This window comes from Ferruginibacter sp. (genome assembly GCF_028288465.1).
GTDB lineage: Bacteria > Bacteroidota > Bacteroidia > Chitinophagales > Chitinophagaceae > Ferruginibacter.
This window is the reverse complement of the sequence record NZ_JAQBNR010000021.1, coordinates 179,323-194,816: the sequence shown is the minus strand read 5'-3', so window position 1 is coordinate 194,816 and position 15,494 is coordinate 179,323. Positions and strand designations below refer to the sequence as shown.

Sequence of the window (15,494 nt, the reverse complement as noted above, 5' to 3'; positions counted from 1 at the left end):
GGATCATCGTTGCATCGCCCTCTTGTACTTTTTTAAGCCATTTGGAACGCCTTCAGTTTGTTGTGGTTTCCACTGATTTAAAATAAAAATTTGAAGAGCTCGTTTCAACCGCCGTCAGTCCCGATAGATATCCGGATTAACCGCTGACGGGGTTGCGGTGGGCTTTCATTTTTTCCTGATATTTGAGATTGAAAAAGATAAATTTATAAGTTCAAGGTGGCACTTACTCTTCCCCATAAACATAAGATTCTATCCCGCTCAGGCAACGTTTGTATAATTGTACAGTATTTTCCAATCCCAGATAAAGCGCATCACAAATCAAGGCATGGCCGATAGAAACTTCCAGCAAGCCGGGAACGTTCTGTGCAAAATACTGCAGGTTTTGCAGGTCCAGATCGTGACCTGCGTTAATGCCCAGCCCAAGCAGGTTGGCCTTTTCAGCTGCTTTTATATATGGTTCAATAGCAGCTTCTTTATTACCAGCTGCAAACTCTTTGGCGTAAGCTTCGGTGTACAACTCAATGCGGTCGGTGCCTGTAGCGGCTGCACCTTCCACCATTTCAATTACCGGGTCAACAAAAATAGAAGTGCGGATCCCTTCATTTTGAAACAGGCGGATCATCTTAATTAAATAATCTTTGTGCTGAATCGTATCCCATCCATGGTTGCTGGTAATCTGTCCCAATGCATCGGGCACCAGCGTTACCTGTGCCGGCTGGTTGGCCAATACCAGTGTTACAAATTTCTCTTCCGTACAATTGCCTTCAATATTCAGTTCAGTGTTGATCACTCTTTTTAAGTCAAACACATCCTGGTAACGGATATGTCTTTCATCCGGCCTTGGATGAACCGTGATTCCCTGGGCCCCGAAACGCTCAATATCTAAAGCTGTTTTAACAAGATCAGGGTTGTTGCCGCCACGACTGTTCCGCAGCGTAGCGATTTTATTGATGTTAACCGAAAGTGTTGTCATAAAAAAAATATTACTTGTCTGTACAAAGTTAGGTTTGTTTGCAGGCATTTAAAACGACGGGCAGCAATTTTAGAGATGACGGGTGTCAGTAAGGATCCCAATGGTATTGGCAGAACAATGTTAAGTTTGCACCAGATTAATATACACTACTTAATTAAAATTTGATAAAATATGAACTGGATTTTGCTGATTATTGCAGGCCTTTTTGAAGTAGGTTTTACCACCTGCCTGGGCAAAGCTAAATTAACTACCGGCACTACATCTACGTTGTGGATTGCCGGCTTTTTTATCAGCCTTTCACTCAGTATGTTGCTGTTATATAAAGCAACACAATCATTGCCGATGGGAACAGCTTATGCAGTGTGGACGGGTATCGGCGCCGTAGGTACCGTGTTAACGGGCATATTATTTTTTAAAGAGCCGGCAGATTTTGCACGCCTGTTTTTTATCAGCACATTAATAGCTTCGATCGTAGGATTAAAAGTGGTTACAAACTAAAACTCACCCTGTATCAAAAAACAAAAACCATCTTTTTACAGATGGTTTTTTTGTATTAAATCGTTTATAAAAATGGTATTACTTTTTGGGTTCCAGTAATTTAAAGAACTGGTCAAGCTGCGGCAGGATAACAATTCTTGTTCTGCGGTTGGCGGCTCTGCCTTCTGCAGTAGTGTTATCGGTAACTGGTTTATATTCGCTACGTCCTGCAGCTGTAATGTTAGCAGGGTTTAAGCCATATTGTTTTTCCAGGATGCGTACAACAGCAGTAGCTCTTTTAACACTCAAATCCCAGTTGTCAATCAGCATATCGCTTCCTTTGTAAGGAACATTGTCCGTATGGCCTTCTACCATAAATTCAATATCCGGTTGGTTTTTCAACACCATAGCAACTTTGCCCAATACAGCACCAGCTTTGTCGCTTACATTATAGCTGCCACTTTTAAATAATAATTTATCGCTGATATCGATGTAAACAACACCTTTATCAACTTTAATATTGATGTCTTTGTCGTCCATATTGCCAATAGCACCTTTTAAATTGGTAACCAATGCCAGGTTCATAGAATCTTTACGGCTGATGGCTGACTGGAGGTCCTGGATATAGGCATCTTTTGCACCAATATTATCCAATGATTTCTTGATACTTTCAGCCTGTGATCCACTGATGACTGATAAATTTTCCAGTTGCTTTAAGGCAGTGGTGTTGTTTTCCTTCAGAAAATCAATTTGTTTTTTCAGGCTGGCAATTTCTGCATCAAGCAACGCTTTTCCCTGGGCATTTGATGCGGTAAGGGTTGTACAGTTTTTAAGATCTTCCTGCAGCTTAGCGTACTCAGCCTGCAGTGCAGTATTCTTATCTTGTTCGCTCTTCAATACTTTTTTACTAACACAAGAGCTGAAAAATAAGGCAAATGCCGTTCCTAAAACAATACCGTAGTTACATTTCATATTTATAAGAGTTTAAGTTATTAGCGAAGTTATCTGATTAGCACTTAAAACAAAAAAAAACACTGGTTAAAAAATACCTATCGTGGCAGATATATTGTATTATCAAAATATAAGGTAAATAAGTTGCATCATTTGTAATAATAGTGTTAAGCAGCAGGCTCACTGCGCAGTGCTTTTAGGTCTAAACATACTGGAGTATTCACTTTAAGTCGCGCCATATTGCCCAACATCTGATGTTGGGAATGGCAATTTCATTGAAATAATACAGCTGATTATTTTATGTTGGTGATACGACCGTTAAAAGAAATTGCCTGCCTGTTGTTACTGTTTACATTCAGGTAAGCCTTTCCATTATCGTAGATTGTGAGGCTCATATTCTGTACGTCCTGACCATCTTTGGGTTTAATGTTAACATCCCAACCTCCTTTTTTTCTGCGGTTGATTGAATAGTCAAAATCAACAGAGGTAAATTTTATCCCACCGTCTGTATTTCCAATGGGTGCTGCATAGGCGCGGCCAAAATAGGGGAGATCGCTGATGATCGAATCTTTTAAAATCGTAACGGTATAGTCAGTTGTTAAGATGCGCTGGCGGCCGCTTGAGGGTATTACGGACTCCGCATAAAAAACATACCGTTGATTATCCAGTAAATTTTTTATCGTGGTTTCTTTTGCAGCAACTTTTTGCTGGGCAGTCACCACTATTTGAATGCACATAAACAGCATTAAAAAAAGAAAAAACGGCAATAGTTTTACTGTCTTTTTCATGGTTCTTTTTATAATTAAAATTACTATTTTGTCTCTTAAATTAAAAGTTAATAATACAGTTGACACTCGCCGTGATTGAAATGTGCATCTATACAGGTGTGAAATTAAAACTCGTAAGGAGGGGCGTTTATATCACTCCAATTACTATCCCGCATTGCCTTTCGATATCTTTTGGCAACCTTGATCTTAACCATGCGGGGGAGCCACTTCTATGAAAGAAAGAGTACCAATAGCAATAAATAAAACCAATTTTTAACAGGTATCTTTAGGCACCGGTTTGTGTGTGGTTATACAAAAAGAATTAAAAATGAAAAAGCAGGTTAATACAGGGTTGTTGCGTTCATTCATTGTTTCGTTGGTATGCCTGTTATTTTGTTGCAATATTTTTGCACAGAAAAAAAATGGCAATAAGAGGTTTAACGTGATTGCTTTTTTTACCGCAAAAGAAGACCAAGCTCACATCAGTTTTGTGCACGAAGCCAACCAGTGGTTTCCGGCGATGGGGAGAAAATATCATTATACATATGATACTACCAGCAACTGGGACAATTTAAATACTTCTTTTCTTTCCCGTTACCAGGTAGTGATTTTTTTAGACACCCGCCCGGAGGATGCTAAACAAAGAGCAGCCTTTGAAAAATATATGGAAGATGGTGGCGGCTGGATGGGTTTTCATTTTTCGGCCTTTGCCTTAACACCTTCCGACTTTCCGCAAAACTGGGATTGGTACCACAATCATTTTCTCGGTGCCGGCTCGTATGCCAGCAACACCTGGCGGCCTACCAGTGCAGTATTACGGGTAGAAAATAAAAGCCACCCTGTAACAAAAAAATTACCTGCTACTTTTACTGCAGCGCCCAACGAATGGTACCGTTGGGAAAATGATCTCGGCAAAAATCCAGACATCACTATACTTGCATCTATTGATTCCTCCAGTTTTCCGCTGGGCACCGGCCCCAAGCCTTCCGAAATATGGCACAGTGGCTATTACCCGGTAGTTTGGACAAATAAAAACTATAAAATGATCTACTGCAATATGGGCCACAACGATATCGACTATGAAAATAAAACCAACAAAACGTTGTCCTCCACTTTCAGCAGTAAAGAGCAAAACAAACTGATTATTGATGGGTTATTGTGGCTGGGTGGTGTAAAAAGAAAATAACCAATTTTACCCCTGGCAATCATTGCTGGAAATATGCGGCTTATGCATCTTGTAGCTACCCGCAGGCAAAACATTTTGAACTTACCAAATGAAAACGTGGTAAAATAACCATTAAAAAAATTATAATTTTTTCATCAGCTTAACCAGCATATCTGCAATCACCGCATAGCCTTTATCGGAGGGATGCAATCCATCGTATGTCATATCAACCGCATCAACAGGGTAGGGATATTCATCCATTGCAGGGTTAAAGGGAACATCAATAAAATCAGGGTAGGGATAATTAGTGTAAACGCCGGTTGATGGGTTTTTTAAACGTTTGTATTTTACCATATTCTTTAGTGTGATGCCGCTCTTATGGTAAAGGTCCACCAATTTACAATGGTCGTACTTTGCAATGGCTTTAATGGCGGAAGCAAACTGTTCCAGCGTTTGCCCGTTTTTCGCTTTGTAACTTCCCCAGGCATTATTTTTAAAATCAGTGATATAAACAAAATCTGCCCGTTGTAAAGGGGTAATTAAAATAATTTCCGCAGCGCTGTTTAAACTGCGCAGCTTGTTAATGATAATGCGGTAACTGCCATATACCGTGTTATTGCCGGTATTGTTTTTATAATCGTCAATGGTGCCAATGGGGCGTCCCTGCCACCAGTCGTTGGTGCCTAAAAAAACGGAGTATACATCTGCTTTTGTTAATTCCAGCTTATCAATACTTTCAGCAATCCCGCCACTGGTCCACCCATTGTAGCCTTTGTTAACATAGGTTATATCGGGCATTTTTTCTTTCACCCTCGTCATATAACCTTTTGTAACCCGGTCACCAGTCTCATTGGTGTGTTCATTTAAGTAAGTAATGGAATCTCCAATGGCAACCCAGGTTAAAGGCTTATTGTTAAAAGATACGAGTGCAGCAAAAGTTGCGGCAAGGCCCAGAAGTTTCAGCATGGCATTGTTGATTTATTTGCTTAAAGATATAATTGTTTTTAATAATCGTCCACCGTTAGAAGTTCGGGCTTAAGCAGTTTATATTTGCAATAAGGAATGAGTTAAAATCCGGCTGCTTTTTTGAGTTACCGGAGGTTACAAGTTTAGCAGAATTAATTGGTCTTTTACAATTTCACCTGCTTATATTTATTGATATTTGCAGTAGAAGATAAAAGCATTGTTGCGAAAATAAAGAAATATGAAAATAATTTCCTTTGGGGTTGCGAAAGAAATAACGGGCGATCTTTTTACGGAGTTTGATGCGGGGCCTGATCCGGTAAGTGTTGCCGAATTGAAAAAGCTACTTTTCGACCAGTTTCCCGCGTTGGAAAAACTGGCGACCTTATCCGTTGCGGTTAACAATACATATGCAGGTAATGACGTCATGATCACAGGGGAAGATGAAGTAGCGCTGATACCTCCGGTTAGTGGCGGCTAAGCGTTGCCCGCAAGTTTTATAATGAAGAATTCAAAAATAATTACATTGGGTAAATCCTTACAATAAATGCTCACAGACAATCACAACAGGGTTATAAATTACTTACGCTTATCTGTAACAGACAACTGTAATATGCGTTGCCAGTATTGTATGCCGGCGGAAGGAATTGAGTTTTCGCATAATAAGGAATTGCTTTCATGGGATGAGATGTTCCTGCTTGCGTCTACTTTTATTGAGCTGGGAATTACTAAAATAAGAATTACCGGCGGAGAGCCTTTTGTGAGAAAGGGGCTCATGGATTTTCTTCACCGGCTGGCCGCTGTAAAAGGGCTGGAAGAAATTTCCATTACTACCAATGCAACGTTGATAGGGGAACATATCGCTGCCTTAAAAGCATTGGGCATATTGAATATAAACGTGAGTATGGATAGCCTGGATAAGGACCGCTTTAATGCCATCACCCGACGCAATTATTTTGATGTTGTTTACAATAATGTGCTGCAACTGCTGCAAAATGGTTTTAATGTAAAGATCAATTGCGTAGTAATGAATGGCTTAAACACAGATGATATTTTGCCTTTTATTGAGTTTGCTCACGAACAGAATGTCTCGGTTCGTTTTTTGGAAGAGATGCCGTTTAACGGCCACAGCAAAAGTTTTGAAAAAATAGAATGGGATTTTTTGAAGATCATGGATCACATTCAGCAACATTTCCCGGGTACCCACCGTATGAATGATGGGCCAAGTTCAACATCTGAAAATTATACCATTGAAAATCGCCGCGGATCATTTGGTATTATACCTTCATTTTCAAGAACATTCTGCGGTACCTGTAACCGCATCCGGGTTTCTGCAAAAGGAGAATTGCAAACTTGTTTGTACACCAATGAAAGCGTATCATTTAAAAAGCTGTTGCAACAAAATCCGCATCCCGATTTAATAAAGCCGTTTATTTTGAAGGCTATCCACAACCGGTTTAAAGATGGCTTTGAAGCAGAGGAAAAAAATGAATTCAAAAAATCAATGTCATTAATCGGCGGATGAAAAAAGAGAAAAGCATACTATCGCATCTTGATACAGATGGAAATCCGCAGATGGTGGATGTATCTGAAAAAAAAATCAGCACCCGAACAGCAACGGCTCAGTCAACAGTGGTATTCCCAGTTTCGGTTTTTGAACAGCTTGAAAAAAATAAATTTCTCAGCAGCAAGGGCAGCATTTTTGCCACAGCTATAATTGCTGCAACAATGGCAGCTAAACGCACGGCTGACTTAATTCCGCTTTGTCATCCGTTGTCGCTCTCGCAAATTTTAATCAATATAGAACCTGGCGAAAATTTATTGCTGATAAATGCCACGGTAAAATGTGATGGTAAAACCGGTGTTGAGATGGAAGCTTTAACGGCGGCGTCTGTGGCGGCATTAACAGTGTATGATATGTGCAAAGCACTGTCGCATGATATCATCATTTCACAAACCAGGTTACTGGAAAAAAAAGGAGGTAAAAGTGATTTTAACAGGTGACTTATATGGCCTTGTGCTGGCGGGTGGGAAAGGCAGCAGGATGAATATGGATAAGGGCGAATTGCAATATCACGAAGCCATTAACCAACGCAGTTTTTTATACCAGCTGCTGACAAAATATTGCGCAAAAGTTTTTATAAGCTGCCGGGTAGACCAGGTAAATAATTTGCAAACAGGCGAAGCATATATTACGGATGAAGGTCTTTACAAAGGGCCACTGAATGGCATTTTATCTGCACATCATGCTTATCCCGATAAAGCCTGGCTGGTGGTGGCAGTGGATTTGCCGCATTTGACCGGTGAAACAATTGCTCAATTAATTAATCAGCGGGATAGCCAAAAGCCTGCTACAGCTTATGCAGCTACGCAATCTAAATTGCCGGAACCATTGATTGCAATATGGGAACCTGCTGCTTTGGAAGCAGCCGAAACCTATATACAAAGTGGCAGTACGTGTCCCCGAAAATTTTTGATTGGCCAGGAAATTAAAACGATTTTTCCGGCAGATGATGCCGAACTTTTTAATGCCAATTATTACACCGATTTCCTGGAGGCAAAAAACAGGATGGCATCCAATCATGAATGAACTTAGATTTTCCAAACAGATAAAACTAAAAGGTTTCGGCATAGCCGGGCAGCAGGCGCATCAAAACGGTAAATTGCCGATTGCAGACGCGGGTGGATTGGGAACACGTTATGCGCAGTATCTCAATAGTATGGGCGTTGGCGCCATCGGGCTGGCAGATGAAGATACCATTGCACTCAGCAATCTGCCAGGACAAACCTTATTTGACAAAGCAGAAACAGGTCCAAAGAAAGTGGCGGTATTATCTAAAAAACGTTCCCTTCAAAACCCTTCAACAAACATCATATGTCACGATACATTTTTAACCCCGCAAAATGCGCAGGGCACAATGTGTTTAGCCTGCAGGGCGGTTTATCTTCGTATCAATAATTATGTAAAATGCACACTTCTACTCTTATCATTATTTCGCTGCTTTTCCTGGTGATTGCTTTTTTATACAGCAGTGTTGGCTTTGGGGGCGGTTCCAGTTACCTTGCTATTCTCAGTCTGTTCATAACTGATTTCAATACCATTCGCACTCATGCATTGCTGTGCAATATTGCAGTGGTAACAATCGGTTGCGCTATCGCTTATTCAAAAGGTTTTTTGTCTTTAAAAAAGGCAATCCCGTACGTTATTTTTAGTGTGCCTGCTGCTCTGCTGGGAGCCACCTTTAAATTATCGGAACGCACTTTCTTTATCTTGTTGGGAGCGGTGCTGGTACTTTCCGCCATTGCCTTGTTTTTCCAGGTGGTAAGACCGGTAAAGCCTGTTACAGACAGAAAAAAAATATTGATTCGGTCCATTCCTTTGGGCACGGGGCTGGGATTTTTATCCGGTATGGTGGGTATTGGCGGGGGGATATTTTTATCCCCGGTACTGAACTTGTTAAATTGGGAAGAAGCAAAAAATATTGCAGGTATAGCCAGCTTTTTTATCCTGGTAAATTCCATCGGTGGTATTGCCGGGCTGGCTGTCAGCGGTTCAATTACGGTGTTAGTGCCTTTTACGCTTTGTGTGATGGCGGCAGTGGTAATTGGTGGCTTAGCTGGTTCGCTAATCAGTATGAGATTATTTGATGCTTTGCTGATAAAAAGGCTGACAGCAGTTTTAATTATGGTTGTAGGCGTAAAATTATTGGCAGAGCATATTTAATAATCAGACCGTTTCGAAATCCTAAGAAAATGTAACTATATGGATTAGTACACAAAATTTTCGTTCATGATATCAGTTGAAGAAGCGCTTGAAATTGTTTTATCAAAGCCGGGTAACTATGGCACAGAAAGGGTTTTGCTTAATAAAATTGTACACCGGTTTTTGGCAGAAGATATTTTTGCCGACAGAGATTCTCCACCCTACGACAGGGTAATGATGGATGGGATTGCTATTAACAGCAGCGCAATCGACGCGGGCACCAAGTATGGTTTTTTAATTGAAGGAATACAGGCAGCTGGGGATGTTCAAAAGAAATTGCAACAGCAGCAAAATTGTATTGAAGTAATGACGGGTACTTTGGTACCAGCCGGTACTGATACTATTGTACCTTATGAACAGATTGATGTTATTGATAACAGGGCATTTTTGAAACAGCCCTTTGATTCAAAGAATCATATCCATGCGCAGGGGAGCGATCATAAAAAGGGGACGCTGGCGTTGCAGAAGGGTAAGCGCCTGGCAGCAGCAGATGCAGGTTTGCTGGCGGCAGTTGGTATTGAACAAGTCCCGGTTTTTACTTTGCCAAAAACAGCCATCGTCGCCACGGGGAACGAATTGGTGCCGGTTGCACAGGTGCCGGAAAGTCACCAGGTGCGCATGTCGAATGTATATGCTTTGCAGGCCGCCCTTCAAACGGATTCTATCGCTGCAGATATATTTCATATAAATGATGATGAAACAATATTGCTTACTCAACTTTCTGCAATCGTAAACGATTACGATGTGGTGCTCATCAGTGGTGGAGTATCAAAAGGAAAATATGATTTTGTGCCTGCAATATTGGAAAAGCTGGGTGTGCAAAAGCTATTTCACCAGGTAGCTCAACGCCCCGGAAAGCCTTTTTGGTTTGGTCATCAACCTGCGCTGCAAACCCATGTTTTCGCTTATCCGGGCAATCCGGTTTCTACATTTGTCTGCCATCAGTTTTATTTCCGGCAATGGCTTTCAAACAATTTTAATAACCACCAAAAGCTGCCGCTGGCGAAGTTATCAGGCGAAATCAATGGCTCCGCAGCTTTGTCATTATTTATACCTGTTAAAATCAGCAATGATGATAATACGGTAAAAGAAATAGTTAATAATGGGTCAGGAGATTTATTTAGTCTTACCAAAACAGATGGGTTTATTTATCTCCCTAAGGGAGCCATGCATTATTCTTCCGGTTCAGTCTTTGCCTTTCTTAAAATTAATTAATCTGTAAAAAAAGTGGGCGCAGGATGGGATTCCTGCGCCAGAAGTAATTACTGCTAAAAAAGAATCGCAGTGTGTATTATGGAGAACATTTCAGGTATGGCAAAATGTCTTGACGATATAAAATGTAGATCTGTTTTTAACCGGGAAAGTTTACAAACACCCGGCACTGGCTGGTTTAGTTCGCAGGATTTAGGAGCCTTAAGTTGAGATAATAAATTGCATTAGCATATAGCTAACACTTGAAACCACTATAGAAAAAAAACTACATTGAATTAACGTTTGTTAAAGCGCATTGTGCCGCCAAAATACCTCTCATCAATAAACTATTACCTTCTCTATATTCTCCCGGTGCACATTGAAAAATTTCATCTATATTCATCTATATTCATTGGTTATAAAACTATTGCTTCATGCCTGTATCGCCGCGGTTGTTATTTCGTATCCTGCTATTGTTGTTATTTCCTTTTAAAAGTATGGCGCAACTGGATTTTAAGGCAACAGGAAAAGTGATAGATCTTGATACACATTTACCACTTAAAAATGTTAGCGTCGTGCTAGATCAAACCCTGGCCGGTGTTTCCACCAACGACAGTGGTTATTTTGTGCTGCCTTCTCCCATTCCTTATTTCTCCATTACCATTTCGTCAGTAGGATATCTGCACGCCAGCAGGGAAATTAACCTGTTGGGCGATAGTGCATCTCTTACTATAGAATTAAAAAAGAAGGCCAATGAACAATTAGATGAAGTGGTGGTGAATGCCTATAAAAACAACAACAAAATAAAGGCTGTGGAAATGAACATCGTCAGGATTAATCCTGAGATGATTAAGCGAAGTCCATTGCTTTTTGGTGAGGCGGATATTATTAAAGCATTGATTTTACAACCGGGCGTGACGAGTACAGGCGAAGGCGCAGGCGGGTTTAACGTACGAGGTGGTAACGCCGATCAAAACCTGGTATTGCTGGATGGAGCACCGCTATTCAATACTTCTCATTTGCTTGGCTTTTACACGTCTGTTAGTCCCGATGCGGTGCAGGATGTAACCTTATACAAAGGCGGTATGCCTTCGGCTTATGGCGGTCGTTTGTCTTCCCTGTTAAACATGAAAATAAAAAGTGGCAACGTCAGCAGGATGCAATATACGGGCGGTGTTGGCCCCATGAGCGGACGTTTTTTTATGAATGGCCCGCTGATAAAAGATAAACTTACTTTTATTGCCGGCTTTCGTGCAGCCTATCCTGATTTAATATTGAATCAGCTGGGAGATAAATTTGGCAGCAGCCGGGCTTTTTTTTATGATGGTATTGCCAAGGCGGAGTACACCATTAACCACGCTAATAAATTGTCTGTAACCGGCTACCGCAGCTATGATAAGTTCAGGTTTGATGGGTCAACTGCTTATAACTGGGAGTCCAACCTGGTGTCGTTCAATTACAATGCGGACATCAGTCCCAAACTTTCTTTAAAGCTCAATGCCAATTACAGCCAGTTTATTTCTACCATCAATGGCCTGGATAAATATTATGAATTTAAACTTCCTTCATCCATCACGCAGAAACAACTAAAGCCGGTATTCGTATATAAACCAAATGACAAACATACCATTGAAACCGGTGTTGATTTTATATTGTATGGTATTTCACCGGGCAGCCGCACACCGGCTTCCGACTCAGGCAGTATCATCCCGCTCACCATTCCAAAAGAGCAAGGCAGGGAGATGGCCATTTTTATAAGCGACCAGGTTGAAATAACAGATAAAATTTCTTTACAGGTAGGTTTGCGGTATGCCGGCTATGATTACCTGGGGCCCAAAAAAGTGTATTCCTATGATTCGGGTGTACCATTGTCAAAAGAAACGATTGCTGACAGCACTACATTTAATAAAAATAAAAGCATACAACATTATGGTGGTTTGGAACCCAGGGTATCATTAAAGATTGGTCTCAGAGATGACCTTTCCTTGAAGCTAAGCTACAACCGGGGGCAGCAGTTTTTGCATTTGATCTCAAACACTACTTCCATTTCCCCGGTTGATTTCTGGAAATTAAGTGACCGCTTTATCAACAGGCAGACCGGGGATCAATATGCGGCGGGTGTGTTTAGAAATTTCAATAGCAACCAGTATGAAGCTTCTTTTGAAACCTATTATAAAACAACCCAAAATACGGTGCAGTATAAAGACGGAGCTTTGTTATTATTGAATCCATACATCGAAACAGCTTTATTAAATGCAAGGGGAAGGGCCTACGGATTTGAATTTAGCGTTGCAAAAAATAGCGGCAAAGTTACCGGCCAGGTTAATTACACCTATTCCAGGTCGCAGGTACAAGTGCTTACCCAGTTTGCATCCGAAACAGTAAACGGTGGCAATTATTACCCGGCGGATATTGACAGGCCGCACAACCTGGCCATCATTTCGAAAATAAAATTGGGCAGGGGCTGGAGCTTTAGCAGCAATTTTATTTTCAGTTCCGGCCGGCCAGCTACATACCCCGACGGGAACTATGTTTTTAACGGCGGCATTGTAACCAATTATTCTTTGCGTAACATGGATCGTCTGCCAGCGTATCACAGGCTGGATGCAGGTTTTACCTTTGTTTCAAAAAGATATGCCGAACAAAAAAGCTACAGCATCTGGAACATTTCTTTCTATAACATTTACATGCATAAAAATGCCTATTCAATTTATTTCAGAAGAGATGATACCCGGCTGCTGGGCTACCGGTTGTCAGTTGTAGGCGGACTAATTCCTTCTTTATCCTGGAACTATAATTTTTAACGATGATGCAGCTGCTAAAAATAATTTTTGTAATTACCGTGATTTCTATCACCGGGCAATCCTGTATTAAACAGGTAGATGTGGCTTTGAGAAATGCGCCGCCAATTCTTGTTGTGGAAGGAAATATCACAACAGATTCTGTTCCTTATACGGTAAAGTTAACTTACTCCGGACCAATTGCTTACAGCGATACCATCCCTGACCAATATCTTGAAAAAGATGCAACGGTTACCATTGCTGATGATTTGGGAAACGCTGCCTCACTGTCATATACCTCACAAGGCGTGTATACAACAACGGATACAAATTATGTTGGCAAAACCGGCAGGAGTTATAGCGTAACTGTTATTTTAAAAGATGGCAGGAAATATGTTTCTGTACCAGAAAAAATACAACCTGCAGTGCCCATTGCCGAAATCAATACCAATTTCGTCAATCAGTTTGATATGTTTTACCCAACGTTCATCAACGTTACCGTCAATACCAGAGATCCGGCAGCGGATGAAAATTATTACCGCTGGACTTTCATGGGATATAGCGGAAGACAAACCAGGGGCGTATCCTGCGGCATCAATTGTATCATGAATGAATACTGCTACGTAAAAAATGTTGATAAAGAAGTCCGTATTTTATCGGATGCCGCTATCAATGGAAACGACATACGGAATCAAACAGTAGGGAAATGTTATGTGTATACTTACCTCAATGACTTTGTTGATATCAGCCAGCTATCTATGACAAGAGAGGCGTACCAGTTTTGGCAACACTACCAGGATCAGCAGACGAGAACAGGCGGTATCCTGGATCCCTTGCCCGCATCAATCAGGGGCAATGTGTACAATGCCGCCAACACAGGCGATATAACGCTGGGCTACTTTTCGGCATCATCAGTAACACATAGAAAAGTGATACTGGTGCCTTACAGCATTACTCCTTATTTGCTGCAAATATCTGCGCAGCAATTTATTCCCGACCAGTATATTTCCTGTTTTGATTATTTTTCAAATGCACTTGCTTATCCACCCGATCATCAGTATCCACCGCCGCCCGGCTGGGAAAATGCTGAACAAATAAAAGTGTACTGGTAGTATTTTGAACACTGCCTTTATTTATCTTTTCATTGATAGGTTTATTAATTAATTTACAGCAACATTCACCTGCAGTAAATCAACTCGTATGAACAAACGCTCCTTTATAAAAAAAGTCGCCATGGCCGGCATCGGTGTACCATTAACAGGCAATGCGCTGGCCAACTGGGTAGACAGGGTGAATCATTTGCCTGCTGAAAAGGTAGCTTCGGATGAGTCTTTTTGGGCAGGCATCAGGGGAGGATACAGATTGAAGCCGGATTATATCAATCTTGAGAATGGCTATTATAATATTATGCCAGAACAAATACTGGAAAATTATATCAAACAAATAAGAGAAATAAATTACCAGGGTGCTTATTACATGCGTACGGTACAATTTGATAATAAGAAAAGCATGGCCACCAAACTGGCTGCCATGACCGGTTGCAGCCCGGAAGAATTAATTATTACCCGCAATACAACCGAGAGCCTGGATATGATTATCGGTGGCATTCACTGGAAATCCGGCGATGAGGCGGTTATGGCCGAACAGGATTACGGCTCTATGCAGGAAATGTTTAAACAGGTAGCAGCGAGATTTGGAGTCGTAAATAAAATTGTATCTATACCCAATCATCCTGCAACGGACGAAGAAATCGTGCAGCTGTACGCAGCGCAACTCAACAGCAATACACGGTTGCTGATGATACCTCATATGGTAAATATTACGGGCCATATTTTACCGGTACAAAAAATTTGCGACATGGCCCATGGTAAAGGCGTAGCGGTTATGGTGGATGGAGCCCATGCCATTGCGCATATTGAATTTAAAATTGCAGACCTGCATTGTGATTATTATGGTGCCAGCCTGCATAAATGGCTGAGTGTGCCATTGGGTTCGGGAATGTTGTATGTTAAAAAAGGAAAGGCAGGTGATATCTGGCCCTTGCTTGCAGAGGGCGGCAAGGATGCCAATGATATTTCAAGGCTCAACCATATTGGTACACATCCTGCAGCTACTGATCTTGCTATTGGCGCAGCCATTGACTATTACAATATGATTGGACCGGCCCGAAAGGAAGCAAGGCTGCGATACCTGCAGCAATACTGGACAAGTAAAGTGCGTAGTTTACCAAATGTAATTGTAAACACGCCTGTAGATGCAGCCCGTTGTTGTGGAATAGCCAACGCAGGTATAAAAGGAATGAAGCCGGGGGAGTTGGCAGATACATTACTGAAAAAATATAAAATATATACAGTGGCGATTGATTCCGCCAATGTGCAGGGTTGCAGAATAACACCCAATGTATTTACCATGCCAGAAGAACTGGATGTATTGGTAAAGGCATTGACGGAATTGAAATAATTAA

Annotated in this window: 16 protein-coding genes; 12 read left to right on the top strand and 4 right to left on the bottom strand. The window is 41.2% G+C overall.

The features are described 5' to 3' along the window. Positions 1-223: 223 nt before the first annotated feature. Positions 224-973 (bottom strand): pyridoxine 5'-phosphate synthase, encoded by a 750-nt coding sequence (locus JWR61_RS10015; RefSeq protein WP_290337671.1) that lies wholly within the window; start codon positions 971-973, stop codon positions 224-226. Between the two features lie 171 nt (positions 974-1,144). Here JWR61_RS10015 and JWR61_RS10010 point away from each other — a divergent pair, with 171 nt between their 5' ends. After that, the gene (locus tag JWR61_RS10010; protein WP_290337670.1) at positions 1,145-1,471 is read left to right on the top strand and encodes a multidrug efflux SMR transporter; all 327 of its coding nucleotides are present in this window, start codon (positions 1,145-1,147) and stop codon (positions 1,469-1,471) included. A gap of 78 nt (positions 1,472-1,549) precedes the next feature. Here JWR61_RS10010 and JWR61_RS10005 read toward each other — a convergent pair whose 3' ends face one another. Beyond that, a complete protein-coding gene (locus JWR61_RS10005) occupies positions 1,550-2,422 on the bottom strand; it encodes an OmpA family protein (protein ID WP_290337669.1) in 873 nt (290 codons plus the stop codon). A gap of 272 nt (positions 2,423-2,694) precedes the next feature. After that, positions 2,695-3,189, bottom strand: coding sequence for a DUF4251 domain-containing protein (locus JWR61_RS10000; protein WP_301927681.1), 495 nt, complete (start codon positions 3,187-3,189; stop codon positions 2,695-2,697). 307 nt (positions 3,190-3,496) lie between these two features. Here JWR61_RS10000 and JWR61_RS09995 point away from each other — a divergent pair, with 307 nt between their 5' ends. Continuing rightward, positions 3,497-4,354, top strand: a complete 858-nt coding sequence (locus JWR61_RS09995; RefSeq protein ID WP_301927680.1) for a ThuA domain-containing protein — start codon at positions 3,497-3,499, stop codon at positions 4,352-4,354. A 120-nt stretch (positions 4,355-4,474) separates the two neighbouring features. Here the strand turns inward: JWR61_RS09995 and JWR61_RS09990 are convergent, their stop codons facing one another. Further along, entirely contained in the window at positions 4,475-5,299 is an 825-nt protein-coding gene (locus JWR61_RS09990; RefSeq protein WP_301927679.1) for an SGNH/GDSL hydrolase family protein, read from the bottom strand. Positions 5,300-5,537: 238 nt separating this feature from the next. On the opposite strand from JWR61_RS09990, the gene JWR61_RS09985 reads away from it, so the two are divergent. The 10 genes from JWR61_RS09985 to JWR61_RS09940 all read left to right on the top strand — a co-directional run bounded on the left by JWR61_RS09985 (position 5,538) and on the right by JWR61_RS09940 (position 15,490). Continuing rightward, positions 5,538-5,777, top strand: a complete 240-nt coding sequence (locus tag JWR61_RS09985; RefSeq protein ID WP_301927678.1) for a MoaD/ThiS family protein — start codon at positions 5,538-5,540, stop codon at positions 5,775-5,777. A gap of 66 nt (positions 5,778-5,843) precedes the next feature. Then, positions 5,844-6,821 (top strand): GTP 3',8-cyclase MoaA, encoded by a 978-nt coding sequence (gene moaA / locus JWR61_RS09980; RefSeq protein ID WP_301927677.1) that lies wholly within the window; start codon positions 5,844-5,846, stop codon positions 6,819-6,821. Continuing rightward, positions 6,818-7,300, top strand: coding sequence for a cyclic pyranopterin monophosphate synthase MoaC (gene moaC, locus JWR61_RS09975; protein ID WP_301927676.1), 483 nt, complete (start codon positions 6,818-6,820; stop codon positions 7,298-7,300). The genes moaA and moaC overlap by 4 nt, the downstream gene beginning before the upstream one ends. Beyond that, entirely contained in the window at positions 7,233-7,886 is a 654-nt protein-coding gene (locus JWR61_RS09970; protein WP_301927675.1) for an NTP transferase domain-containing protein, read from the top strand. Before moaC ends, JWR61_RS09970 begins: the two co-directional genes overlap by 68 nt. Beyond that, the gene (locus JWR61_RS09965; RefSeq protein ID WP_301927674.1) at positions 7,879-8,310 is read left to right on the top strand and encodes a ThiF family adenylyltransferase; all 432 of its coding nucleotides are present in this window, start codon (positions 7,879-7,881) and stop codon (positions 8,308-8,310) included. Before JWR61_RS09970 ends, JWR61_RS09965 begins: the two co-directional genes overlap by 8 nt. Then, entirely contained in the window at positions 8,265-9,020 is a 756-nt protein-coding gene (locus JWR61_RS09960; protein ID WP_301927673.1) for a sulfite exporter TauE/SafE family protein, read from the top strand. The genes JWR61_RS09965 and JWR61_RS09960 overlap by 46 nt, the downstream gene beginning before the upstream one ends. A 66-nt stretch (positions 9,021-9,086) precedes the next feature. Next, a complete protein-coding gene (locus tag JWR61_RS09955) occupies positions 9,087-10,274 on the top strand; it encodes a molybdopterin molybdotransferase MoeA (protein WP_301927672.1) in 1,188 nt (395 codons plus the stop codon). A gap of 410 nt (positions 10,275-10,684) precedes the next feature. Then, entirely contained in the window at positions 10,685-13,054 is a 2,370-nt protein-coding gene (locus JWR61_RS09950) for a TonB-dependent receptor (RefSeq protein WP_301927671.1), read from the top strand. 2 nt (positions 13,055-13,056) lie between these two features. After that, positions 13,057-14,142: a DUF4249 domain-containing protein gene (locus tag JWR61_RS09945; protein WP_301927670.1), complete on the top strand. Its 1,086-nt coding sequence runs from the start codon at positions 13,057-13,059 to the stop codon at positions 14,140-14,142. An 88-nt stretch (positions 14,143-14,230) separates the two neighbouring features. Beyond that, entirely contained in the window at positions 14,231-15,490 is a 1,260-nt protein-coding gene (locus tag JWR61_RS09940; protein WP_301927669.1) for an aminotransferase class V-fold PLP-dependent enzyme, read from the top strand. Positions 15,491-15,494 lie beyond the last annotated feature (4 nt).